This window comes from Providencia manganoxydans, from assembly GCF_016618195.1.
Taxonomy (GTDB): Bacteria; Pseudomonadota; Gammaproteobacteria; order Enterobacterales; family Enterobacteriaceae; genus Providencia; species Providencia manganoxydans.
Genome location: NZ_CP067099.1, coordinates 1,670,451 through 1,696,795 on the forward strand (window position 1 = coordinate 1,670,451; position 26,345 = coordinate 1,696,795).

Consider the following 26,345-nt stretch of genomic DNA (forward strand, 5'->3'; position numbering starts at 1 on the left):
ACTGGTTTGCGCAGATAAGGCTCAGTAATGAAGAAGGCACACAAACATTCAGTCCACGATGCAGCATTTAAAAGTTTTATGTCTCAGGTCGAGAATGCTAAAGATTTTTTTCACTTTCATTTACCAGAACACATTAGTACGTTATGTGATTTTAACACGCTCACATTAACGAACTCCTCTTTTGTCGATAAACAGTTACGCTCACGGTTATCTGATGTGTTGTACTCGGTGCAAACGACAGAAGGTGACGGGTATATTTACTTACTTGTTGAGCATCAATCAACTCCAGATAAGTTAATGGCATGGCGATTAATGCACTACGCTTTTTTGGCGATGAATCAACACTTGCAACAAGGGCATAAAGATTTACCGCTAGTTGTGCCTATCTTGTTCTACCATGGAGATACTTCTCCTTATCCTTATTCGCAACTATGGACAGATTGCTTCCCATTAGCGAGTGTCGCAAACCAGTTATATACAGGCTGTTTTCCTTTGGTTGATGTAACGGTGGTGGATGATAATGATTTTATCAATTTCCGTAAGGTGGCGATTATGGAATTGGTGATGAAACATAAACATTTGCGAGATAAAAATGAACACGTAATATCTTTAATAGCCCAAGCGATCAATCGCAACTATAATACTGATAGCGATGTCATCACTATTCTCAATTATTTATTTGCTACGATAGATACACCAAATGTTGAGGAAGTGGTTCAACAATTATGTGATCAGGTTGAAAAATATCAAGAGGCTATTATGAGTATCGCACAACGTTTGCAAGATAAAGGCATAAAAGTGGGCTGGGAGAAAGGGCATCAGCAAGGTCTAGAAGAAGGAATTGAAAAAGGAATCGAAAAAGGAATTGAGAAAGGTAAACATGAGGCGAATCTCGCTACAGCCAGAGCCCTTTTAAAAAATGGTATTAGTCTTGAACTCATCATGGAAAGTACTGGGTTAAGCCGAGAAGATCTTATTTCTCTACAATAATATGAATAGTTATGCTTTGTTTAGCTATTGCTAAGAAAGGAAAGTTTAAGCTTAAGTTTTTGTTATACAAGGCATAATTAAAATTACAGTCGGTGTTGACTACATTTGTTCGCACTAGTTACATCGTTTTCTAGGGTTGTCTAGCGTCACACTCACTTGCCGCCTGCTAGCTAAACCTCGAGTTATTTTGAGTATAAATAGGATGCTTACGTGTTACTTGATTTAGAGGCTGAGCCTTTGTAACTGGCTTAATTATTTTAAGTGCAATGAATACAATATACAGGCTGTGAGTAATAATAATTTATTTAATTTAAAGAAATATAATAACTAATTACACAGAATATCACGCTATTTTTCCGTTTTGTCTGATAGGTGCTAGGTTCCCTCTCTGTTAAATTATACAACCGATTGATACAGACTATTTCAGTCTTCGCCTATTTTTATTATCAGGTCAAAATTTTTGTTGCTTTCAACATATTGATTGGAAGTACAGCTCAATAAATTTAACTATAAAAGGAAGAGTCGGTCATGAATCAACATTTTAGTTGGGCTTCATTGGCGGGTTTAAAAACAAAAAAACGTTATATTGCAGCGGCTCTTGCATCTGTCATTGCATTAACGGGTTGTGATAATACAGACGATACAAGCAAAAAAGAAACCAATGTCGCGACTGAAAAAAATTCAGCGGCAGAAAATCAAACTAAGACCGCACCAGTTGCGGCAGAAAACAAAACGGCAGCGAAACTTTCAAAAGAAGAGATGATCAAACGCTATGCTGGTAAAGATGTGACTATCCTCGATGCATCTGAACTGCAATTAGACGGTGCCAGCGCAATGGTGGTGACTTTCTCTGTGCCTCTAGAGCCAAACCAAGATTTTAGTCAGTTTTTGAATCTCATTGATGTAAAAACAGGAAAGCTAGATGGAGCATGGGAACTCTCTGATAATCAGATGGAGTTACGCTTTCGCCACTTACCTCCTTCAAGAGAGCTAAATTTAACCGTTAATACGGGGATCAAAGCGGTTAATGAGCGTACAATCACTGCGCCATTTGAGAAAAAAATCCAAACTGCTCAAATTATCCCTACCGTGGGTTTTGCTAGCAAAGGTTCTTTATTACCAAGTAAAGTTGCGCAAGGGCTACCTGTGATGGCGCTTAATGTTGATAAAGTTGATGTTAACTTTTTCCGCATTGATGAAGAGCAGCTCCCGCAATTTTTAGCAATGTGGCAATACCGTAGTAATTACGAATATTGGTATTCAGAAGAGTTTCTCGATAAGGTCAAATTAGCCTATACAGGCCGTTTTGATCTCAATCCAGAAAAGAATACCCGCCAGAATATTTTATTACCGTTAAAAGATATCAAAGAATTGCAACAAGATGGTGTCTATTTAGCGATCATGCAAAAGGCGGGTAGCTATAGTTATCAATTCCCTGCAACGGTATTTACACTGAGTGATATCGGTGTGTCACTACACAGCTATCAAGACCAAGTTGATGTATTTACACAATCATTGGCAAAAGGCTCCGCATTAAAAGGGGTAGAGTTACGCATACTGGATGAGAAAGGCCAGTTAGTGAATAAGGCGACGACCGATGGTGAGGGCCACGCCAAATTAGATAAATTAGCTGGAGGGAAATTACTTCTGGCAACTTTAAATGGTCAAACAAGTATGATTGACCTGACCCAACCTGCGCTTGATTTATCTGAATTTGATATTTCAGGTCCAGTGGGTTATGCGAAACAGTTTTTTGTATTTGGTCCTCGTGATCTTTATCGTCCCGGTGAGCTGTTACTGGTTAATGGTTTATTGCGTGATGGTGATGGAAACCCAATCAAAGCACAGCCAGTCAAAGTCGATGTATTAAAAACCGATGGCCAAGTGGTTAGAAGTTTTGTGTGGCAGCCTGAAAAAGATCAAAATGGTTTGTATCAATATCAGTATGAGATCCCAAAATCAGCAGAAACAGGTAATTGGTCATTACGTTTTGATTTAGGTGATGGCTCACCTCTGCGTTACTACAAGTTTAATGTCGAAGATTTTATGCCTGAGCGTATGGCATTAGACATTACGGCACAAGACAAACCGATACTGAACAACCAACCTGTCGAATTTGATATTCAAGGGCGTTATTTATATGGCGCACCAGCAGCTGGTAATGAATTACAAGGGCAAATATTGATCCGTCCTGATCGTGAAGCTGTTGCTAAATTACCGGGCTTTGAGTTTGGTTTTGAAAGTGAAGAAGGGCTGCAACGCAAGTTGGATGAATTCGATCTGACCTTGAATGATAGCGGGGAAACCGTCATTGCCGTTCCACAAAGCAATTGGGAATCGCTGCGTTCACCAATTAAGGTTGTCGCTCAAGCGAGTTTGTTGGAAGCGGGTGGTAGACCTGTCACGCGTCGTGCCGAACAGTCAGTATGGCCTGCAAATGCCTTAGTGGGTATTCGCCCTCTGTTCAATAAAAAAGAAATTTATGACTATCGTACAGGTCGTTATAGCAAACGCTACAATGTTGATGAAAACTCACTTGCTGAGTTCGAATTGGTCTTTGCTGATGCCGCAGGAAATAAATTATCAGCTGAAAATTTAACGACTCGTCTTGTCTATGAGCGTCGTGACTATTTTTGGAGTTGGTCAGAAAGTGGCGGCTGGACATCAAATTACGATCAAAAAGATTTGGTGATGGCAAATGAAAACATCAAGATTGAAAAAGAGGGTACTGCAAAAGTCTCGTTCCCCGTTGATTGGGGCTCTTTCCGTCTTGAAGTGATAAATGAAGATAACAAATTAGTCAGCAGCATACAGTTTTGGGCTGGATATTCATGGCAAGATAACGTAGGTGGTAATGGTGCCGTACGTCCCGATCAGGTCAAACTCAGTTTGAATAAACCGGCTTATTTACCGGGAGAAAAAGCAAAAGTTCACATTGAATCGCCTAAAGCAGGTAAAGGTTATATTTTACTTGAATCAAGTAGTGGCCCACTGTGGTGGCAAGAAATTGATGTGCCTGAAAAAGGCATGGAAATCGACGTTCCTGTAAACAAAGAATGGGCACGTCATGACCTCTATATCACAGCCGTAGTTGTACGTCCGGGAGATGATTCAAAAGAGGCGACAGTGAAACGTGCGATCGGCGTACTTCATGTGCCATTGGCAGATGAAAACCGTAAAATTGGTTTAACGTTGAATGCACCGACTAAGATGCGACCAAATCAAGATCTGACTGTGAAAGTGAAAGCAACGGCGCAAGATGGTAAGCCTTTGCCTGAACAAGTTAACGTCTTATTGTCTGCTGTTGATACAGGTGTATTAAATATCACTGATTTTAAAACCCCTGATCCGTATGATGCTTTCTTTGGTCGCAAACGCTATAGCGTTGACCAATATGATGTATATGGTCATCTGATTGAAGGACAAGGCAAATTAGCGAGTTTACGTTTTGGTGGTGACAGTGAAGATGCGGCATTAGAACGTGGTGGCCTAAAACCATTGACTGAAGTCCAAATCATTGCAGAGCAAGCTAAACCTGTAACGTTAGATAAAAACGGTGAAGGTGAAATTACACTGGCAATTCCTGATTTTAATGGCGAATTACGTGTAATGGCACAAGCGTGGAATGAAAAAGACTTTGGCCATGCGGACAGTAAAGTGGTTGTTGCCGCACCATTAGTAACACAAATGTCTATGCCGCGTTTTATGGCTGGTGGTGATAAATCATACTTTGCTTTAGATTTAACCAATACCACGGATAATACGCAAAATGTTACGGTAACCTTCAAAGCATCAGGTATGGTGAAATTAGAAGGACCTACATCAAAAGAACTGTCATTAGTTAAAGGCAAGCGTACCACTATCACTTTACCTGTCAGTGCTGATTATGGGTATGGCGAAGGTGAAGTTTCAATGACAATCAATGGTATTAATTTGCCGGGTGAATCATTGAAAGAATACAGCAATAGTTGGAAAGTGGGTGTTCGCCCAGCACAACCAGCAGAAACGATTTCTTATGCGATTGCGGTTGAACCGGGTGAGCAGTGGTCATTACCAATAGAGGATTTACGTGGCTTATCAACGGACACCCTAGAAGGGCAAGTTCTGTTAACTAGCCGTCCGCCATTACAAATTGCTCGTTATATTCGTGAGCTATTTGCCTATCCATATGGTTGTCTTGAACAAACCATCAGTGGTTTATATCCATCATTGTATTCTTCACAGGCAGAGCTGTCTAAGTTGGGTGTGAAGTCGCAAACGGATGAAGACCGTCGTAAGGCAATTGAAGTTGGTATTCCACATTTATTAAGTATGCAACGTACCGATGGGGGATTCGCTTTATGGGATCGTAATGGCAATGAGGAATATTGGCTAACTGCATATGCAGCAGATTTCTTAAATCGAGCAAACCAACGTGGTTATTCAGTACCTCAAGACGCTATTGCTAACGCAAACAATCGCCTCTTAAGCTATTTGCAAGATGGCAATCAAATTAACTATCCATATACTGATAACCAAGCTGCATCGCGTTTTGCCGCGCAATCTTACGCTGGTTTAGTATTAGCAACTCAACAAAAAGCACCTTTAGGCGCGTTACGTCAACTGTACTCAAGAGCCAATGAAGCTAATAGTGGCTTATCACTGGTTCAATTGGGTGTTGCACTGAACTTGATGGGAGATAAAATACGCGGTGATAGCGCAATTGTTGATGGTTTGAAAAAACAACGAGCTCGTTACAGCTATGATGGTGATTATGGTTCAATAATTCGTGATGATGCATTGATTGTCGCCTTACTGAATGAACATCAATTGATGCCGAAATCACGTGACCAAAAATTGCAAACATTGTCAAATAACCTAGTATCACAGCAATACTTCTCAACTCAAGAAAGTAACGCGTTGTACTTAGCAGGTCGTTATTATGTCAATGATACGGAGTCACCATGGAAAGCGGTGATCAACGGTCAACAACCACCGATGTCTTCAGACAAACCAGTCAATGAATTTTTAACTAAAGAGCAACTGCAAACAGGTTATAGCATTGAAAATACGGGTACCAACACATTATATAGTCGTGTGAACGTCGTGGGTTACCCAATGTATACACCACGCCCAAGCTCTAATGTATTGAATGTAAAACGTACTTATTTAGATTTACAAGGTAAGCCAATTTCACTTGATCGTTTAAGAACGGGTGAAATGGTGGTAGTAAAATTAGAAGTGAACGCCACTCAGAGAGTGCCTGATGCATTAGTGGTTGATTTACTGCCAGCAGGTTTAGAATTAGAAAATCAAAACCTTGCTAATAGTAGTGCTAATCTCAGTGAAACGGCACCGAACTTACAAGAAGTGATTGATGACATGCAGCAAGCACAAATTAGTCACATGGAATATCGTGATGACCGTTTTGTTGCTGCTGTTGAAGTTCAGCAATATAAGCCAACGACATTAGTGTATTTAGCGCGTGCAGTAACCCCAGGCGTCTACAATGTTCCAGTTCCACAAGTGGAATCAATGTATGTTCCTGAATGGCGTGCTGTTGGTAATGCTAATGGTCAACTAGAAATCGTTCGTTAATCTTGAGCAAGCCCTTATACTGTGAGTTATAAGTATGACGAGTATAAGGGCTATTTCTTTGCGGTACATCCATCTATGAAAAAAGGGTTACGACGCACTGGGTTGACTTTGCTCTTCTTGGTGATTTTTTTGCCTCTCTTGTTTGTATTGGCTGATAAAATATGGCCATTACCCATCAAACAAATTGAGATGGCACGCACGGTAGTTGCCGCAGATGGCACACCGCTTTGGCGCTTTGCGGATAAAGAGGGAATATGGCGTTATCCGGTAAAATTAGATGAGGTCTCACCTGAATTTATTGAAGCGTTACTCACCTACGAAGATCGTCACTTTTATAACCATCCGGGGGTTAATCCTTTCTCATTACTCAGAGCATTATGGCAGGACGTCAGTTCTGGGCGCATTATTTCGGGTGGTAGCACGATATCGATGCAGGTGGCGCGGCTAGTTGATCCTCACGATAGAACAGTCACGGGTAAATTAAAGCAACTATGGCGAACAGCTCAGCTTGAATATCATTATTCAAAAAATGAAATATTAGAAATGTATCTCAATCGTGCACCCTATGGCGGAACGATTGAAGGAATAGGTGCGGCGAGTTGGGTATATTTGAATAAAGCACCAGATAAATTAACCTCTGGGGAGGCGGCATTGTTTGCTGTGCTACCTCAAGCACCAAGTCGTCTAAGGCCAGATCGCTATCCCTTAAGGGCTCAAGCTGCTCGTGACAAAGTACTTGATAGATTGGCTGAGTATCAAGTTTGGCCGATAGAGAAAATAACGGATATTAAACAAGAACAAATTTGGTTGGCACCGCGTAAAAGTCCAAATTCAGCGCCATTACTGGCACGACGCGTCGTCAAAGATGTTCAAGACTCAATCATTGAAACAACTATTGATGCAGGGCTACAGCGTCAATTAGAAGATATGGCAATGAATTGGAAAAATCAGTTGCCAAAACAGACATCACTGGGGCTGCTGGTGGTCGATCATACCGATATGAGTGTAAAAGCGTATATTGGCTCAATTGATTTCCAAGATAATAGCCGTTTTGGCCATGTTGATATGATCACGGCATGGCGTTCACCAGGCTCTACGTTAAAACCATTTTTATATGCATTGGCAATGGATGATGGTTTGATCCATGCAGAGTCATTACTGCAAGATGTGCCGCGGCGTTTTGATGATTATCGACCGGGCAATTTTGATACTGGATTTAATGGTCCAGTAAGTGTCAGTGATGCATTAGTACGATCCTTGAACTTACCCGTTGTACAAGTACTTGATGTTTATGGCAGTAAGCGTTTTACGGCTAAATTACGTAACGTAGGTACTGAATTACGTTTCCCATTAGCGAGTGAACCTAATTTATCACTGATTTTAGGCGGAACAGCGGCTCGCATGGATGATTTAGTGTCTGCTTATAGCGGCTTTGCTCGTCAAGGTAAGGTATCGCCTTTACGTTATCGACCCACAGACGTATTGCGTGATCGTCAATTAATGTCACCGGGGGCAGCATGGATTATTCGCCGTATTATGGGCGGCGAAGCGCGTCCTGTGCCGGATAGTAGTTTAACCGCGCAAGTCAATTTAGCGTGGAAAACGGGAACGAGTTATGGCTACCGCGATGCATGGGCTATCGGTGTGAACCCTCGCTATACAATAGGCGTTTGGGTGGGGCGGCCTGATGGCACGCCTGTAGCGGGGCAGTATGGTTATGCAACCGCGATCCCGATTATGAATCAAGTCAATAACCTATTACTGGCTCGTTTATATCAATCTCATCTATCGATACCAAAAGATCCGCGGCCAGCTAGTGTCAGTCAAGCAGTGATTTGTTGGCCAAGTGGCACTACACTGCCAAAAGAAGATAGTAATTGCCGGCAGCGTCGCTTGAGTTGGATTTTAGATAATACTATTCCACCGACATTGATGGCTAAGGAGCAAGAGTCTTTGCTTGGTTTACGCCAAAAGGTGTGGGTTAACAGTCAAGGTTTGCAAGTTGCTTCAGATTGCCCAAATGCAACCGAAAAAGAGATCCATTTATGGCCGATAACCTTAGAGTCATGGTTGCCTGTTGGTGAAAAAAGGATAAATCGTTTACCAAAAGCAGATCCTGAATGTCCTCCGTTACGGGCTGAAATGCCACCACTACTGATATCAGGCGTTCGTAGCGGAGAAGTGTTACAGCGATTACCGGGAAAAACGAGTTTAGATCTGCGTTTAATCACTCAAGGTGGGCAAGGTCATCAGTGGTGGTTTTTAAATGGAGAACAAGTTCAAGAAACTAACCATAATGGCACTATTTTATTGACACTGGAGAAATCGGGTAGCTATCAGATATCGGTTTTAGATTTGGGTGGACAAGTCACGTCAGTGGACTTTAAAGTGAAGTAGCACATTAAAAGTGTGACTTAGTCAAAAAAATAGTGTTTTTTGCTATAAAAAGTTTAACAAAATGTTGATGTGACTGTAGGAAATTGTAATCGTAGCCCCTATAATCAACGCCTTATTTTCTGGTGCTGGTCACCAGAATATAGATGCTCTAAAGTATTCAAGATGCAACCAACAAGGCTGCAACTGGAAGTATAACGAGTATACATTATAAAAAACTACAACTGACATCTACTTTCCGTTTTGATTTACTTGAAGAAAAGTTGAGAACGCAGGGTAAAAGTCACGATATCGCTAAAGAGGTTATTTATGACGGTTCAACGTACATTTTCTATTATTAAGCCAAACGCAGTGAAGAAAAACGCAATTGGTGCAATTTATCACCGCTTTGAAAGCGCTGGTTTTTCAATCGTTGCCGCCAAAATGCTGCATTTGACCCGTGAACAAGCAGAAGGTTTTTACGCGGAACACAAAGGCCGTCCTTTCTTCGAAGGTCTGGTTGAGTTCATGACTTCTGGTCCAATCATGCTGCAAGTTCTTGAAGGTGAAAATGCAGTTCAACGTCACCGTGACTTAATGGGTGCAACTAATCCAGATAACGCGCTAGCAGGTACACTGCGTGCTGATTATGCAGATAGTTTCACTGAAAACGCCGTTCACGGTTCAGATTCTATCGAATCAGCAAACCGCGAAATCGCGTATTTTTTTGCAGAAGATGAAATCTGCCCACGCTAAGTGATAAACTGGTGTAATGCATTAGCATTATTCCTATAAAGTTTGTACAATGCGTCGCCCTGTTAATATAATTGTTAACAGGGCGATTTTATTATTAACGTTGTGCTATCCTAATAGCACTCGCCGAAAGTGTAACAACGAGGCAACTCAAAATGTCCGACATGACTACTAGTGCACAATGTGCAACTTCCTCAGCTATTTCTGTCACACCAGAAACTAACTCACAAAAAATTAACCTGCTGGATCTAAATCGTAAGCAGATGCGTGAATTCTTCGCGCAAATGGGTGAAAAACCATTCCGTGCTGACCAAGTAATGAAATGGATTTATCACTACTGTTATGACGATTTTGATCAAATGACAGATATCAACAAAGTTCTAAGAGCGAAACTGAAGGAAGTCGCTGAAATCCGTGCACCGGAAGTTGCCGAAGAACAGCGTTCTGCGGATGGCACAATTAAATGGGCGATCACTGTGGGTGACCAACAGGTCGAAACGGTTTATATCCCAGAAGATGATCGTGCAACCTTATGTGTTTCTTCACAAGTAGGTTGTGCTCTGGAATGTAAATTCTGCTCAACCGCACAGCAAGGGTTTAACCGTAACTTACGTGTCTCAGAAATTATTGGGCAAGTTTGGCGTGCTGCAAAAATTATTGGTTCGTTGAAATCCAGTGGTCGTCGTCCAATCACCAATGTAGTGATGATGGGAATGGGCGAGCCATTATTGAACTTAAATAATGTCGTGCCAGCAATGGAAATCATGATGGATGATTTCGGTTTTGGCTTATCTAAACGTCGTGTGACTTTATCAACCTCGGGGGTTGTACCCGCTTTAGACAAGCTCGGCGATATGATTGATGTGGCTTTAGCGATTTCATTGCATGCACCGACCGACGATGTCCGTGATGATATTGTGCCAATTAATAAAAAGTACAATATTGAAACCTTTTTGAGCAGTGTTAGACGCTACCTTGCAAAATCGAATGCTAATGGTGGCCGTGTTACTGTGGAATATGTGATGCTTGATCATATTAATGATAGTACTGAACAAGCGCATCAATTAGCGGAATGCTTAAAAGATACACCAAGTAAAATTAATTTGATCCCTTGGAACCCGTTCCCCGGAGCACCTTATGGCCGCAGCTCAAATAGCCGTATTGACCGTTTTTCTAAGGTGTTAATGGAGTATGGTTTTACAACAATAGTACGTAAAACTCGCGGTGATGATATAGATGCAGCGTGTGGTCAATTAGCGGGTGAAGTGATTGACAGAACAAAACGGACATTGAAAAAACGCATGGCTGGGGAACCTATCAAGGTTAAAGCAGTCTGATGTTAATAGTTGAGTCTTAAACATTTGGTCTAGTTATCATCTAGATCATTTTATGGATAGGCAAAATGCCCCTCATCACCTACAATGTTTTGTAGGTGATGATATCAATTTAATTGTCACATTAGGATTATTACGAATAAAGCTTAGGATAAATAGCTTTATATTTCATTCACTCGGAAACAGTGTTGCCAGCAAATGACTATCGATAACAATACCGAACAAACCCCAATCACTGTAGGAAAACTATTATCTCAGGCTCGTGAACGTATGGGGCTCACGCAAGAGGCGGTCGCTGAGCGTCTTTGTCTTAAGGTGAGTACGGTAAGAGAAATCGATGAAGATATAAAGCCTGCTGGTGTTGAACCCACATTTTTGCGCGGTTATATGCGTTTGTATGCACGCATGGTAAATGTTGCTGAGAGTGAATTAAACGCGTTATTAAAAACCGGTGAACCGATTGCTATGTCAACGGTTTCACCTATGCAAAGCTATTCGTTAGGTAAAAAACGTAAGAAACGTGAAGGCTGGCTAATGAAAGTCACTTGGCTGATTGTGATTTTATTAATTGCAATGGTCGGTGTGTGGTGGTGGCAAGACCATCAGGCACAAAAAAGTGAGTTAACGACGATGGCAAATCAAAATGATTTGATCCTTTCTCAACAAAACAATGTTGAAAACTCAACTGAATCGCCGAGCGACGTTCCTGATAATTCTGCAATTAATGCGCCACTGACCGCGGAAAGTACACCGATTGATTTAGCACCGGCACAACCTATCGATACTCAAGTCATGGAATCGCAGCCTGTTAAAACAGTGCCATTACCAAACGCATCAAATACAACTGTAACAGTCGATCGCGCTCAAACTCATGATGAGCCTGAAGCCGCTCCTGTGGTTCAAGATGCATTAGTGATGAGTTTTAAAGGCCCATGCTGGCTTGAAGTCCGTGATGCTAATAATAAAATTTTGTTTAGTGGCACAAAAAATAATGGCGATAAGCTCGACTTACAAGGTACTCCTCCTTACCGTTTAAATATTGGTGCGCCAGCAAACGTGGATGCACAGTTTAATGGTAATGTTGTTGATTTAAGTCGTTTTATTAAGGCAAATCGCCCTGCTAAATTGAAAGTCCCTGAAGCATAAGGCCAAGGTATAAAGCGAAGAATTGAAGACGTAAACTGTATCCTAAAACATCAAATGTGATAGTTTGCAGTTTACGTTTTTGTGTATAGTGATAATTGAAGCAATGATTATCACGACACAACAGTGTTTAAGAGCACATGGATGTCCGGAGAGTTAAATTAAAATGCATAATGAATCACCGATCAAAAGACGTAAATCCACCCGAATATATGTAGGTAAAGTCCCTATTGGCGATGGTGCACCTATCGCAGTTCAATCTATGACCAATACCCGTACGACAGATGTCGATGCAACGGTACGCCAAATTCAGTCATTAGAGCGTGTCGGTGTTGATATCGTACGTGTTTCTGTTCCGACGATGGATGCTGCCGAGGCATTTAAGTTAATTAAGCAACAGGTTAATGTACCTTTGGTTGCCGATATCCACTTCGATTATCGTATTGCATTAAAAGTGGCGGAATATGGGGTTGATTGTTTACGCATCAACCCGGGTAACATTGGTAGTGAAGAGCGTATTCGTCAAGTTGTTGACTGTGCTCGTCATTACAATATCCCTATTCGTATTGGTGTTAATGGGGGGTCTCTTGAAAAAGATATTCAAGAGAAATATGGTGAACCCACACCTGAAGCATTAGTTGAATCGGCAATGCGCCATGTGGATATTTTAGATAGATTAAACTTCGATCAGTTTAAAGTTAGTGTTAAAGCATCCGATGTTTTTCTTGCCGTTGGCTCATATCGCCTTCTTGCCCAGAAAATTGACCAGCCGTTACACCTAGGTATTACTGAGGCCGGTGGTGCTCGTTCTGGTTCAGTAAAATCGGCGATTGGTCTTGGTATGCTGTTATCTGAAGGGATCGGGGATACGCTGCGTATTTCTCTGGCAGCCGATCCTGTTGAAGAAGTCAAAGTTGGTTTTGATATTCTTAAATCACTGCGTATTCGTTCTCGTGGAATTAACTTTATCGCTTGTCCAACCTGTTCACGCCAAGAGTTTGATGTTATTGGTACTGTGAACGCATTAGAACAGCGTTTAGAAGATATTATTACCCCAATGGATGTTTCAATCATCGGTTGTGTGGTCAATGGCCCCGGCGAGGCAGAGGTATCCACTCTTGGTGTTGCTGGCGCTAAAACGAAAAGTGGTTTCTATGAAGACGGTAAACGTCAGAAAGAGCGTTTCGATAATGATAATATTATCGATCAGCTTGAGGCGAAAATTCGCGCAAAAGCAGCAATGCTTGATGAAAGTAATCGCATAGAGATAAACCAAATAGAAAAATAGTTGTCAAATAACTGGCTCTTTGCGAGCCAGTTTTTGTTTTTATCTCTATTTAGCCTATTAAATCCGCATATTGTAGAGTAAAAACTAACGCTATCTATCGCAAAAGCACAGATAATTCCCGATTGAGCAGGAATATTGTTGTTTGTCGATTGAACCCAATGACATTTCGCTTTTATAATCGAGTTTATTCGATTCTGAAAATAGAGACATAACGTGGCAAAAAATATCCAGGCCGTTCGTGGCATGAACGATTACCTGCCGGCAGACACTCGAGTCTGGCAGAAAATTGAAGCAGTTCTTAAAAATATTTTACAAGGATATAGCTTTAGTGAAATTCGTACCCCGATTGTAGAGCATACCCCGCTATTTAGTAGGGCAATTGGTGAAGTGACCGATGTGGTTGAAAAAGAGATGTATACCTTTATCGATCGCCAAGAAAGCGATAAAGAGCCAATCAGCCTCACTTTGCGCCCTGAAAATACTGCCGGTTGTGTCCGCGCAGGTATAGAGCATGGTTTGCTGTACAATCAGGAACAGCGTTTATGGTATCTTGGGCCAATGTTCCGTCATGAACGTCCGCAAAAAGGGCGTTACCGTCAATTTCACCAGCTGGGAGCAGAAGTTTTTGGTCTAGCCGGCCCTGATATTGATGCTGAAATGATTATGATGACTGCGCGTTGGTGGCGTGCTTTAGGCATCAGTGAACATGTCACGTTAGAGTTGAACTCGATTGGCTCTTTAGAAGCTCGTGCACGTTATCGCGAAGCATTAGTTGAGTTCCTTGAGCAACATAAAGATAAACTCGATGAAGATTGCAAGCGTCGTATGTACACTAACCCAATGCGTGTTTTGGATTCGAAAAATAAAGATGTGCAGACATTACTTAATGACGCACCTGAATTGTTTGAATATTTAGATGATGAATCGCGAGAGCATTTCGATGGTTTATGTAAATTATTGGATGCGGCGGGTATTGGATATCGTGTCAATCAGCGCTTAGTTCGTGGTCTTGATTATTATAACCGCACCGTGTTTGAATGGGTAACAACGGCATTAGGTTCACAAGGTACAGTATGTGCCGGTGGTCGTTATGATGGCCTAGTTGAACAGTTGGGTGGCCGTGCAACACCAGCTGTTGGTTTTGCAATGGGTATGGAACGTATGGTTTTATTAGTTAAAGACCTTAACCCAAGTTTTACTGCTGATGAATCAGTGACCGATGTTTATTTGGCATCATTTGGTGAAAATAGTCAAAAATCAGCGTTAATGTTAGCAGAACAAGTCCGTGATGCGTTACCAACACTGCGTGTGATGACAAACCACGGCGGCGGTAATTTTAAGAAACAATTAGCGCGCGCAGATAAACAAGGCGCTAAAATTGCTTTGATTTTAGGCGATGATGAAATCTTAAATAACCAAGTTGGTGTTAAAGATTTGCGCACAGGTGAGCAAGAAACGATTTCACAACAGCATTTAGCCCAGCGTTTAGCTGAACTGTTAGGTTAAGGAGAGACAAGTGGAAGTCTATACAAACGAAAATGATCAAGTTGATGCGATTAAACGCTTTTTTGCTAATAATGGTGTTGCGTTAGTTGTTGGGCTTGTTTTAGGTGTTGGTGCTGTTTTTGGGTGGAACTATTGGCAGTCTCATAAAACGAATGTACTGCAAGAAAGCGCACAAAAATTTGAAAACGTTAGCACTCAACTGCACTCTGGTTCAGCTCAAGGGATTGAGGCCGCACAAAAATTCGCGGCAGAAACCAATGATGTTTATAGCGCGATGATTGGTTTAGAACTGGCTCAGGTCGCGGTTGATAAAGGCGACTTAGCAATGGCTGAAAAGTCATTAGCAAATGCTTTAGAGAAAGCCAAAACGGAAGATATGGCAGATTTAATTAATTTGCGTTTAGCTAGAGTACAACTTGCGCTTGGTAATGCAGATGCAGCGCTAGCGTCTATTGGTAATATTAAAGCGAAATCATGGCAGGCTGCTGCACAAGATGTTCGTGGGGATGCATTACTTCAAAAAGGTGATATAGCAGGTGCTAAAGCTGCATATACACAAGGGCTAGATAGTGAAGGATCACAGACCCTTAAAGGTCTCCTTACCCTTAAACTGAATAACGTGTCTAATTAATTCATAACATAACGTAGAAAGGAAACGATTAACATGCAGTTGCGGAAAACACTTTTGATTGGCCTAGTCGCTTCAGCTTTACTTGCCGGTTGTTCCAGCGAAACTGATTCTATCGTTATGGCACCACTCCCACAGGTTGAAAATCAATTTACCCCATCTATCGTTTGGGATAAATCAGTCGGTAATGGTGTGGAACAATTTTATTCTGATTTATCGCCAGTTTGGGATGGTAGCTCAATCTATGCGGCTGATCGCAAAGGGTTAGTGAAAGCATTTGAACTGGATAGTGGTAAAGAAATTTGGTCTGTTGATCTTTCTAAGCGTACAGGTTTTCTTTCTGCCAACTTATCTGCACTGCTATCAGGTGGGTTAACCGTTTCTGGTGATCATATTTATATTGGCACTGAGCGTGGAACCGTGATTGCCCTAAACAAAGAAGACGGCTCAGTTGTTTGGGATGTGGAAGTTGCGGGTGAAGCACTTTCTCGTCCGGTCGCCAGTAACGGTTTTGTGATTGTTCATACCAGTAATGGAATGTTACAAGCACTTGATGAGAACAACGGTGAAATCAAATGGACAGTGAATATGGATACCCCATCACTGTCCGTGAGAGGCGAGTCAGCACCAAGTGTGGCATATGGTGCAGCAATTGTGGGTGGTGACAATGGTCGCGTGAGCGCGGTATTACTGTCACAAGGCCAATTAATTTGGCAGCAACGCATTTCTCAAGTGACCAGCTCTACTGAAATTGGTCGCTTGGATGATGTGGATATGACGCCAGTTATTGATGACGGTATGATCTATGCAATTGCTTATAACGGAACGTTAGCTGCATTGGATATGCGTTCAGGCCAAATCAAATGGAAACGCGATCTCGGTTCTGTCAACAATATGGTGTTGTCGGGTGAAAATCTCTACCTTGTTGATCAAAATGACCGTGTTCTATCCGTTCGTAAGAGTGATGGTGTGACATTGTGGACGCAAGAAGGTTTATTAAACCGTAATTTGAGCGCTCCAGAAATGTACAATGGCTACATTGTTGTTGGTGATAAAGAAGGTTATCTGCATTGGTTGGATATGAGCACGGGTGGTTTTGTGGCACAAAACAAGCTCAACAGCTCAGGTATCCATAGCCGCCCTGTGGTAGCCAGTGATAAACTTATGATCCAGACAAGAAACGGCACAGTTTATCTGTTGACGCGTTAATTTTCTGACAAGTCACCAATTTCTCTATAAAATTAACGGTTCCTGATGTAGGAGCCGTTTCGTTTTTTGTTTTTTGTGTTTATTTTAGTCACGACACAAAATTCTTTTAGTTAATTAAAGTAGTGAGGCATCAAATAATGATACCCGTCGTAGCGCTGGTTGGGCGTCCAAACGTAGGAAAATCCACGTTATTTAACCGATTAACCCGTACCCGTGATGCACTGGTAGCGGATTTTCCCGGTCTGACTCGTGATCGTAAATATGGTCGTGCTGAAGTAGAAGGGCATGAATTTATTATTATCGACACCGGTGGTATCGATGGCACCGAGGAAGGTGTCGAAACCCATATGGCTGCGCAATCATTGCAAGCTATTGAAGAAGCTGATGTGGTTCTATTTATGGTCGATGCACGAGCAGGGTTAATGCCTGCGGACGAGGGGATCGCCAAGCATCTACGTAGCCGTAAGAAAAAAACTTATTTAGTTGCCAATAAAACAGATGGTATCGATGCTGATAGTGCAATTGGTGATTTTTATTCTTTAGGTTTAGGTGAAATCCATTCTATTGCTGCATCGCATGGTCGTGGTGTAACACAGTTAATTGAAAAATCACTGAAGCCTTTTATTGAAATCGAAGAAGACGTTGAGCTGACCGAAGAAGAAGAAAATGCCGCTTACTGGGCAGCCCAAGAGGAAAATGCGCAATTCGAGGACGAAGAAGATGATTTTGATCCAACCACATTGCCAATCAAATTGGCGATAGTGGGGCGGCCAAATGTCGGTAAATCTACACTAACAAACCGTATCCTTGGTGAAGATCGTGTTGTGGTATTTGATATGCCAGGTACAACACGTGATAGCATCTATATCCCAATGGAGCGTGATGAACGCGAGTATATTTTGATTGATACGGCAGGGGTCCGTAAACGCGGTAAAGTGACTGAAACTGTTGAAAAATTCTCAGTGATTAAAACATTACAAGCTATCGAAGATGCTAACGTTGTATTGTTGGTTATCGATGCACGCGAAGGGATTTCTGACCAAGACCTATCGTTATTAGGTTTTATTTTGAACGCAGGTCGTTCTTTAGTTATCGCCGTTAATAAATGGGATGGTATGAAGCCTGAAGATCGTGATCATGTAAAAGACATGCTCGAATTACGTCTTGGCTTTGTTGATTTTGCACGTATCCATTTTATTTCTGCATTACATGGTAGCGGTGTTGGTAACTTATTTGAATCTGTTCAAGAAGCTTATGAGTCAGCCACCCGCCGTGTAGGTACGGCTTTACTGACACGTATCATGAAAATGGCGGAAGATGAGCACCAACCACCATTGATCCGTGGTCGTCGCGTTAAAATGAAATATGCGCACGCAGGTGGCCATAACCCACCAATTGTTGTGATCCACGGCAACCAAGTTTCTGATTTACCAGATAGTTATAAACGTTATCTGATGAACTACTTCCGTCGTTCATTACAGGTGATGGGAACACCGATTCGTATTCAATTTAAAGAGGGCGAAAACCCTTATGCAAACAAAAAGAATCAGTTAACGGCCACTCAGCTGCGTAAACGTAAGCGTTTAATGCAGCATTTGAAAAAACGTTAACAATATATACTCTAAATAATTCGAGGCGTAGCATACCTTAACGAAATGCCTGCCTCTTGAAATATGAGGAGTATAGAAGTCACAGAGAATGTGCGCTTCTAACAAGCCGTAATGGTATCCACTGTTACGGCTTTCTAATATTGGGAGAAAAGAGCTCCTGCAATGCAGATTACAGAGGGTAACCATGCAAACTCAATCTTCTACACGTCTTAACAAATACATTAGTGAAAGTGGTATTTGCTCAAGACGTGATGCAGATCGCTACATTGAACAAGGTAATGTTTTTATCAATGGCAAACGCGCGGCTATTGGCGATCAAGTTTTTAGTGGTGATGTTGTCAAAGTGAATGGGCAACTTATTGAACCAAGAAATGAAGAAGATTTGGTGCTAATTGCACTGAACAAGCCAGTTGGTATAGTGAGTACCACCGAAAGTGGCGAAAAAGATAATATTGTCGATTATGTTAACCACAGTAAACGTATTTTCCCTATTGGTCGTCTAGACAAAGACTCACAAGGCTTGATTTTTTTAACTAACCACGGCGATTTGGTTAATAAGATCTTACGCGCTGGCAATGAGCATGAAAAAGAGTATTTGGTTACCGTCAATAAACCCGTGACTGAAGAGTTTATTCGAGGGATGGGAGCTGGCGTACCGATCCTAGGGACGATGACCAAGAAATGTAAGGTGAAAAAAGAAGCACCATTTGTATTTCGTATTACCTTAGTTCAAGGACTTAATCGTCAAATTCGCCGTATGTGTGAACATTTTGGTTTTGAGGTCACGAAATTAGAGCGAGTTAGAATTATGAATGTGGGTCTTTCGGGGATCCCATTAGGGGAGTGGCGAGACTTAACTGATGATGAGTTAATTAAGTTATTTGAAATGATTGAAAAATCAGAAGCAGATGCCAAGCCGAAGAAACCTGTAAAAGCTAAAACACCCGCGAGTGGAAAAGGCAACAGTAAGCCAAACGCAGGAAATAAATCAAAAGCAACAACGGATACTGCATCTCGTAAACGCTTTACGCAACCAGGACGTAAAAAGAAAAAACGTTAATACGATTAACTGTCAGCCGTATCTTATGCTTATGGCTGACAAGTTTTGCCATTACTGGCAGACTAACTTATTTAAAGGATTAAACAAATAGACCAACATCTTCCCAGCTTTTTCTCGTGATATTAGCAACACGGTGATCAAATTTTTGATTTGCAGTGTTAATTGTTGCTTTAGCAAACTCTTTAAATGTTGCGTTTGATCTCAGTGTACTGTCATACATAGTTTGAACCCAAATTTGCCCTGCGACTTCCCATGAATAACCTCCAAGTGCTGTAGCAAGTAAGTAGAAGGCTTTGTTTGGGATCCCTGAGTTAATGTGTACACCACCATTATCTTGATATGCAGACAGATGCATATAATCTTGCATATGACCAACTTGCATATCTTTCATATATTTTCCACCAGAGATTGGAATATTATACCCAGTGCCCGGCTCTTTCATTGAACGTAATGCAGGTGCATGATACTTATCAAGGAACAGATTTTCCCCTAATAGCCAGTTAGATTCATTAGCTCGTTCATTTTGAGCATATTGTTTCACCATTATACCTATAACATCAGCAACAGATTCATTGAGTGCGCCAGATTGGAACCAATAGTCAAAATCAGTTGTGAAGGTTACGAAAGCATGGCTGAGTTCATGGCCAATAATATCGATGTCATTATAAAAGGCACCCATATAGACTCGATCACCATCACCAAAGAAAATGGCTTGTGAATTCCAAAATGCGTTCGCGTAATCTTCACCGTAGTGGATCACCGCATTAATTTGCGAATCACAACCAAATAACTTATCAATGCCTAATTTTTCTTTGTAAAAAGAGCGCACTTTACCAACAGAATCATACACAGTGCGCGCGGCGGTTGAAGGTGCGTTAATGTCACCTTCTTTCATAATGATTGAAAAATCTTCATGTGGCATGTGTAGGACATATGGATTTGGTGCTGAGTTATCTAACGATAGATCAGAGCGTGAACAAATAGGTAAATTAGAATGTGCATGCCAACTAGACTCCTCATTTTGCTGTGCATCTCTAATGATACGTTCATACCGATTACCTGGGCTTGCCACATTCATAAATAAAGATCTTAATAGTTCCTTATCTTCTAAACTGTATGCTTTGCTCATTAATTCATTAACATGAAGTAACGTTGATTTTTTACTTGGTGAGGGTGAATCTTGATACATCTGAGCAACAAGGTAAGGGGGAAGGTAAGAACGACCAAGGATATGACTCATAATAGACTCCATTTTGTTTGTGAGAATGGAATCATAGGCGATGAAGTTGATTATGTAACTAGTTGATAGTTAATCATGTTTATTAAAATTTGCTAATTTTTATCACAAAAGCCGCCAAGCATTTTAGCGACTTTAATGATAGTAATCACTGTCACTATTTATACTCGTCATTTTTCAAGTTGCAGGGCTTTCGTTGAGGTATAAGTGACTACGCTACGCTCGCCAAGTCACAGAGTTTATCTATGCTCCCCATCTATCTTCGCTTGTCGCCTACCTGCATCTTGAATTATTTAGAGTCTATCTAGCCAATTTTTTTTAGTGACTAAAAAATCACTGTATAACTTAGCTTCGGGGCTATTAGGTTCAGGATGATAATCATATTCCCAACGTACGAGTGGCGGCATGGACATTAAAATAGATTCAGTGCGTCCACCGCTTTGCAGACCAAATAATGTGCCTCTATCCCACACTAGGTTAAATTCTACATAGCGCCCGCGTCGATAGAGTTGGAATTGACGTTCTCTGTCTCCCCAAGAATGATGTCGGCGCTTTTCGACAATAGGAACGTAGGCCTCTAAGAAGCCATTACCGACGGCTTGTGTAAATGCAAAACAAGTCTCGAAATCAGGTTTGTTCAAATCATCATAAAACAATCCACCAACACCTCTTGGTTCATCGCGATGTTTTAAATAGAAATATTCATCACACCAATCTTTATAGGTTTGATAGGTGTCAGTGCCAAATGGCTCGCACAGATCGCGAGCAACACGGTGCCAATGAATAACATCTTCTTCAAAACCATAGTAGGGTGTTAAATCGAATCCACCACCAAACCACCAAACAGGGGCATGACCTTCTTTTTCGGCAATAAAAAAACGTACATTGGCATGAGTTGTTGGAATGTATGGATTAAGAGGGTGGATCACTAAGGAGACCCCCATTGCTTGGTAGCTACGGCCGGCGAGTTCAGGGCGATGCGCTGTTGCTGAAGCAGGCATCTGGTTACCTTGTATATGGGAGAAGTTAACGCCCGCTTGTTCAAAAATAGCGCCTTGCGTTAATACGCGGCTGCGACCGCCACCACCTTCAGCTCTTTCCCATGTTTGCTCTAGGAAGGTTTCCTTACCATCCAGTTCAGTTATTTTTTGGCAAATGGTTTCTTGTAGTTCGAGTAAAAAGGCTTTTACGCGAAAAATATCAGGGTAATTCATTGTTTTCCAATTGAACGGTTGGTAAAAAAAAGTGAGTAAAGTATACCTTTTTGAATTAAAAAAGGCATATTGAATATTGATTGTGCGCCAAAAGCAGTGATAATGGCAGAAAGCTCAGTTAAAACGGGTCATCAATATGGAAATACGTATTTTCCGCCAAAGTGATTTTGAGGAAGTCATCACGCTGTGGGAACGCTGCGACTTAAATGAGTTCGGAGGCGATCCTGAACTTGATATTGAACGCAAATTACAATGTGGTGCTGATTTATTTCTGGTTGCTGAAGTGACAGGAGAGGTTGTTGGTACTGTTATGGGAGGCTATGACGGTATTAAAGGCTCCGCTTGTTATTTAGCGGTTCATCCAGAGTACCGCGGTCGAGGCATTGCAAATGCTTTAATTAGTCGTTTAGAAAAGAAATTACGTGCTAGAGGCTGCGGCAGAATTGAATTACTTGTCAATGAAGAGTCCGATTCAGCGATTTGTATGTTTGAAAAAATGCTTTATGAAGAAGAGCAACCTGCACGCCTTATTTACACTAAAACATTAACAAATGATTTAGATTTTTAGTGTCGGCTGGAATGTTTTTAAAAATAGGTTGTCACAGTAAGCATCAAGTAAATCATTAATAGAGGATGTTATGCCTAAAAGTGCAATTGTGAAGGTTTCTCAGATAACCGCACTGACGAGCGTATTGTTATTGTCTGGTTGCGCAGGCTCAGGAGGATTCTGGTCTTCACTTTCACCGATGAATTGGTTCAGTAGCCCAATAACGGTTAAAGCGGCAGGGGTTGGTGGGATCACTGCTTTTACGCCGATGCAAGCAGATATCATTAAAGAGCGTTTGGATAATCGTTATACCATTCGCAGTGGTATGCAAACCGAGCAAGGTGAAATTGTCACTGTTTTCCAAGGCATTGATGATGATACGGTTAAGGTTGAGGTGATTGGGCCTGAAAAAGGGCACGTTTCACGGGTTATAATTAACGATCCTAAAATTGTCACTGAATGGGGAACAGAAATCGGTTCGCAGTTTAGCGATATTTATGAGAAAGCGTTTGGTGCTTGTAAAATAGCTGAGCCGATTAATGACCAGCCAACAGTCGAGTGCATTGCGCCGGAAACATCACATATTGTCTATAGCTTTACTGGTAAATGGCAAGGACCTGAAGGTTTAATGCCACCTGACGATGAGTTAAAAAGCTGGACGATCTCGCAAATAACTTGGAAAAAATAATACAAATATTATTTAATCGCGTGCTTTATGGACCAAATAGGAATAAAGCACGTAATTTTATCTTCACTCAATAGTGATTTAATCAAATCAATCCCATCTATTTCTTACCTGCTGGCAATTATTTGCGTTAAAATAATCTGAGAATTACTTACATATAATAAGAGGTTGATTACATGTCTCATTCTCAGAGCGGTATTCTGAAAGATCACAGTCGTTTCGGCATTTTTATTGAAGCAATGGTGCAAGGAACTTTGGATGAAATTAAATTAGGTTGCCAGCACTTTGTGGATGCGTTGACGCAATTACAAGAACAATATCCAGCCGATCGTTTGGGTGCTGTTGTTGCATTTGGGTCGGATATCTGGAAGCAACTTTCATCATCTGAAAGTGCGCCTGAATTGAAACCATTTCGTCAACTAGGGAAAGGGCTAGCGCCTGCAACCCAACGTGATTTATTTATTCATATTCAATCTCAACGTCATGATATTAACTTCTCGTTAGCTCAAGCGGCGTTAAAAGCATTTGGCTCAGCGATTAAAGTTGAGGAAGAGACTCACGGTTTTCGCTGGGTAGAAGAGCGCGATTTGAGTGGATTTATTGATGGTAGTGAAAATCCACAAGGTGAAGAAATTGCTGAGGTTGCTCTGATTGCCGATGGTATTGATATGGGCGGCAGCTATATTCTTGTTCAGCGTTATGAGCATAGTTTGAAAAAATGGGAGCGCTTCTCTGAGCATGAGCAAGAAAAGATGATTGGTCGCACTAAAAAAGATAGCGTTGAGCTTGATGAAAGTGCCCGTAATGTGACTTCCCACGTTTCACGTGTTGTGGTCGAAGAGGATGGTGAAGAGCTATCTATTATGCGTCATAGCCTACCTTATGGTACTGCGAGTGGTAAGCATGGTTTGTTCTTTGTCGCTTATTGCGCGCGTTTACATAATATTGAACAACAGTTATTAAGTATGTTTGGTGAAAAAGACGGTAAATATGATGATTTGCTGCGTATGACTAAAGCGGTATCAGGTAGTTACTACTTTGCTCCTTCTATTGATAGATTACTTGCACTATAAGCCACAATGATTGTCGCAAGGAAGCGGCAACTCAATTTTGACACAACCTTCCTGTTCCCATTTCACGTTTTCATGAATAGCACTCATCTAACTAACTTCATGATAAAAAACACTATTTCATTGCTTATTGCCATAATGTATTGATTATATCAATTTGATATATTAAATGGCGATTGATAACTACACAGTTATAACCAAAGCAGATAAAGTAAGTTTAACGATGTAGTTTGGGTTTAGTGATAGGTAGGTGTTTAATGAAAAAAGCTTTCTTAAAAAAAACCGCTTTAGCCGGGTTAGCAACCATTTCAGTGATGGGCAGTACACCATTAGTTGCCGCTGAATTACTTAATAGCTCCTATGATATTGCTCGCGAATTATTCGTGGCTTTGAACCCAGAGTTTGAGAAACAGTGGAATGAATTACATCCTGATGACAAAGTGACAATTAAACAGTCACATGCAGGTTCATCCAAGCAAGCACTGGCGATTCTACAAGGGCTAAAAGCCGATGTAGTGACCTATAACCAAGTCACGGATGTACAAATTTTGCATGATAAGGGCAATTTGATCCCTGAAAATTGGCAAGCCCGTTTGCCAAATAACAGCTCACCTTATTATTCCACGATGGCATTTTTAGTACGCAAAGATAATCCAAAAGGGATCAAAACCTGGGATGACCTAGCGCGCTCAGACGTTAAATTAATATTTCCTAACCCAAAAACATCAGGTAATGGCCGCTATACCTATTTAGCTGCTTGGGGGGCTTTCGCACAAGAAAATAAAGGCGACGAGAAGAAAACTCGCGAGCAAATGAAGCAGTTTTTAAAAAATGTCGAAGTATTTGATACAGGAGGCCGTGGTGCAACGACATCTTTTATTGAACGTGGCCTTGGTGATGTATTAATCAGTTTTGAATCAGAAGTGAATAATATCCGCCAGCAATATGGCGAATCAGATTATGAAGTTATCGTCCCGCCAGTGGATATTTTAGCAGAGTTTCCAGTGACGTGGATTGATAAGAATGTGCAGAAAAATGGCACAGAGGATTTAGCAAAAGCGTATCTATATTACTTATATAGCCCAAAAGCCCAAGAAATCATTACGAGTTTTAATTATCGCGTTAACGATAAACAAGTTATGGCTGCGAATAAAGAAAAATTCCCTGAGACACGTTTATTTACTGTGGAATCCCAATTTAAAAGCTGGCCTGCGGTGATGGAAACCCATTTTGCAACTAACGGCGAGTTTGACAAATTGATGGCAGAAGGGCGCCGTTAATGCGTAATTCAGGGAAGCGCTTTTTGCCTGGTTTTGGCCTGACACTAGGCAGCAGTTTGTTCTATACCTGTTTGATCTTACTGCTGCCGTTAAGTGCCTTAGTGATCCAGTTGTCAGAAATGACATGGCAGCAATATTGGGCTGTAGTCAGTTATCCACAAGTCGTCGCAGCATATAAAGTGACTTTGTTGGCAGCGTTAGTGGCGAGCCTATTTAATGCGGTTTTTGGTATGTTGCTAGCATGGATTTTAACCCGTTATCGATTTCCGGGACGGACTTTTTTAGATGGCTTAGTTGATCTGCCTTTTGCATTACCAACGGCAGTGGCTGGTTTAACATTAGCGACTCTATTTGCGACATCGGGTTGGTATGGACAATATTTGCACCAGTTTGATATTAAGGTGGTCAATACTTGGTTAGGTATTGCGGTAGCGATGGCATTTACGAGTATCCCGTTTGTCGTCAGAACGGTACAACCTGTTTTGGAAGAGCTAGGCCCTGAATATGAAGAGGCAGCGCAAACGTTAGGCGCAAGTCGTTGGCAAACTTTTCGTCGGGTAGTATTACCAGAAGTTTCACCTGCATTACTGGCTGGAACGGTACTCTCTTTTACCCGCAGTTTAGGGGAATTTGGCGCTATCATTTTTATTGCAGGTAATATTGCTTGGCAAACCGAAGTCGTTTCATTGATGATTTTTAGCCAATTACAACAGTTTGATTATCCAGCGGCGAGTGCAATCGCATCCGTGATTTTAGCAGCGTCATTATTACTGTTGTTTAGTGTCAATATCGTGCAAAGCCGTTTTGGCAAGCGATTAGGGGGTAAATAAGTGGCTCAAAT

Annotated in this window: 19 protein-coding genes; 17 read left to right on the forward strand and 2 right to left on the reverse strand. The window is 41.3% G+C overall.

From position 1 onward, the window contains the following. Positions 1-27: 27 nt before the first annotated feature. The 12 genes from JI723_RS07360 (at position 28) to rluF (ending at position 19,471) form a co-directional block, all read left to right on the forward strand. A complete protein-coding gene (locus tag JI723_RS07360; protein ID WP_337979893.1) occupies positions 28-990 on the forward strand; it encodes an Rpn family recombination-promoting nuclease/putative transposase in 963 nt (320 codons plus the stop codon). 528 nt (positions 991-1,518) lie between these two features. After that, positions 1,519-6,567, forward strand: a complete 5,049-nt coding sequence (locus JI723_RS07365) for an alpha-2-macroglobulin family protein (protein WP_337979894.1) — start codon at positions 1,519-1,521, stop codon at positions 6,565-6,567. Positions 6,568-6,642: 75 nt separating this feature from the next. Next, complete coding sequence (gene pbpC / locus JI723_RS07370; protein WP_337979895.1) at positions 6,643-8,964, forward strand: peptidoglycan glycosyltransferase PbpC; 2,322 nt, start codon at positions 6,643-6,645, stop codon at positions 8,962-8,964. Between the two features lie 306 nt (positions 8,965-9,270). Beyond that, positions 9,271-9,696, forward strand: a complete 426-nt coding sequence (gene ndk / locus JI723_RS07375) for a nucleoside-diphosphate kinase (protein ID WP_070930065.1) — start codon at positions 9,271-9,273, stop codon at positions 9,694-9,696. Between the two features lie 152 nt (positions 9,697-9,848). Then, complete coding sequence (gene rlmN, locus JI723_RS07380) at positions 9,849-11,030, forward strand: dual-specificity RNA methyltransferase RlmN (protein ID WP_070930066.1); 1,182 nt, start codon at positions 9,849-9,851, stop codon at positions 11,028-11,030. A gap of 195 nt (positions 11,031-11,225) precedes the next feature. Further along, positions 11,226-12,173: a cytoskeleton protein RodZ gene (gene rodZ / locus JI723_RS07385; RefSeq protein ID WP_272581189.1), complete on the forward strand. Its 948-nt coding sequence runs from the start codon at positions 11,226-11,228 to the stop codon at positions 12,171-12,173. Positions 12,174-12,336: 163 nt separating this feature from the next. After that, positions 12,337-13,458, forward strand: coding sequence for a flavodoxin-dependent (E)-4-hydroxy-3-methylbut-2-enyl-diphosphate synthase (gene ispG / locus JI723_RS07390; RefSeq protein WP_070930067.1), 1,122 nt, complete (start codon positions 12,337-12,339; stop codon positions 13,456-13,458). 213 nt (positions 13,459-13,671) lie between these two features. Further along, positions 13,672-14,964 (forward strand): histidine--tRNA ligase, encoded by a 1,293-nt coding sequence (gene hisS / locus JI723_RS07395; RefSeq protein WP_319066159.1) that lies wholly within the window; start codon positions 13,672-13,674, stop codon positions 14,962-14,964. A 10-nt stretch (positions 14,965-14,974) separates the two neighbouring features. Beyond that, the gene (locus JI723_RS07400; RefSeq protein ID WP_070930068.1) at positions 14,975-15,595 is read left to right on the forward strand and encodes a YfgM family protein; all 621 of its coding nucleotides are present in this window, start codon (positions 14,975-14,977) and stop codon (positions 15,593-15,595) included. A 33-nt stretch (positions 15,596-15,628) separates the two neighbouring features. Further along, positions 15,629-16,801 carry an outer membrane protein assembly factor BamB gene (gene bamB, locus JI723_RS07405; protein ID WP_070930069.1) on the forward strand — a complete coding sequence of 391 codons (1,173 nt, stop codon included), beginning with the start codon at positions 15,629-15,631 and terminating at the stop codon, positions 16,799-16,801. A gap of 137 nt (positions 16,802-16,938) precedes the next feature. Continuing rightward, positions 16,939-18,411 carry a ribosome biogenesis GTPase Der gene (der, locus tag JI723_RS07410; protein ID WP_272581187.1) on the forward strand — a complete coding sequence of 491 codons (1,473 nt, stop codon included), beginning with the start codon at positions 16,939-16,941 and terminating at the stop codon, positions 18,409-18,411. Between the two features lie 184 nt (positions 18,412-18,595). Then, positions 18,596-19,471 (forward strand): 23S rRNA pseudouridine(2604) synthase RluF, encoded by an 876-nt coding sequence (rluF, locus tag JI723_RS07415; RefSeq protein WP_070930071.1) that lies wholly within the window; start codon positions 18,596-18,598, stop codon positions 19,469-19,471. Between the two features lie 79 nt (positions 19,472-19,550). Here the strand turns inward: rluF and JI723_RS07420 are convergent, their stop codons facing one another. Both JI723_RS07420 and hemF read right to left on the reverse strand, forming a co-directional pair. Continuing rightward, entirely contained in the window at positions 19,551-20,711 is a 1,161-nt protein-coding gene (locus JI723_RS07420) for a M4 family metallopeptidase (RefSeq protein WP_272581186.1), read from the reverse strand. Positions 20,712-21,001: 290 nt separating this feature from the next. Next, on the reverse strand, positions 21,002-21,922 hold the full coding sequence (gene hemF, locus JI723_RS07425) for an oxygen-dependent coproporphyrinogen oxidase (RefSeq protein ID WP_337979896.1): 921 nt from the start codon (positions 21,920-21,922) through the stop codon (positions 21,002-21,004). A gap of 136 nt (positions 21,923-22,058) precedes the next feature. Here hemF and JI723_RS07430 point away from each other — a divergent pair, with 136 nt between their 5' ends. From JI723_RS07430 to cysT, 5 genes are all read left to right on the forward strand, one after another. Further along, positions 22,059-22,490, forward strand: coding sequence for a GNAT family acetyltransferase (locus JI723_RS07430; RefSeq protein WP_070930074.1), 432 nt, complete (start codon positions 22,059-22,061; stop codon positions 22,488-22,490). 70 nt (positions 22,491-22,560) lie between these two features. Then, positions 22,561-23,157 (forward strand): RpoE-regulated lipoprotein, encoded by a 597-nt coding sequence (locus JI723_RS07435; RefSeq protein ID WP_337979897.1) that lies wholly within the window; start codon positions 22,561-22,563, stop codon positions 23,155-23,157. Positions 23,158-23,330: 173 nt separating this feature from the next. After that, positions 23,331-24,227: a Dyp-type peroxidase gene (locus tag JI723_RS07440; protein ID WP_070930076.1), complete on the forward strand. Its 897-nt coding sequence runs from the start codon at positions 23,331-23,333 to the stop codon at positions 24,225-24,227. Positions 24,228-24,481: 254 nt separating this feature from the next. Beyond that, positions 24,482-25,504, forward strand: a complete 1,023-nt coding sequence (locus JI723_RS07445) for a sulfate ABC transporter substrate-binding protein (protein ID WP_070930077.1) — start codon at positions 24,482-24,484, stop codon at positions 25,502-25,504. Then, a complete protein-coding gene (cysT, locus tag JI723_RS07450; RefSeq protein WP_140180350.1) occupies positions 25,504-26,334 on the forward strand; it encodes a sulfate/thiosulfate ABC transporter permease CysT in 831 nt (276 codons plus the stop codon). The genes JI723_RS07445 and cysT overlap by 1 nt, the downstream gene beginning before the upstream one ends. Positions 26,335-26,345: the final 11 nt, after the last annotated feature.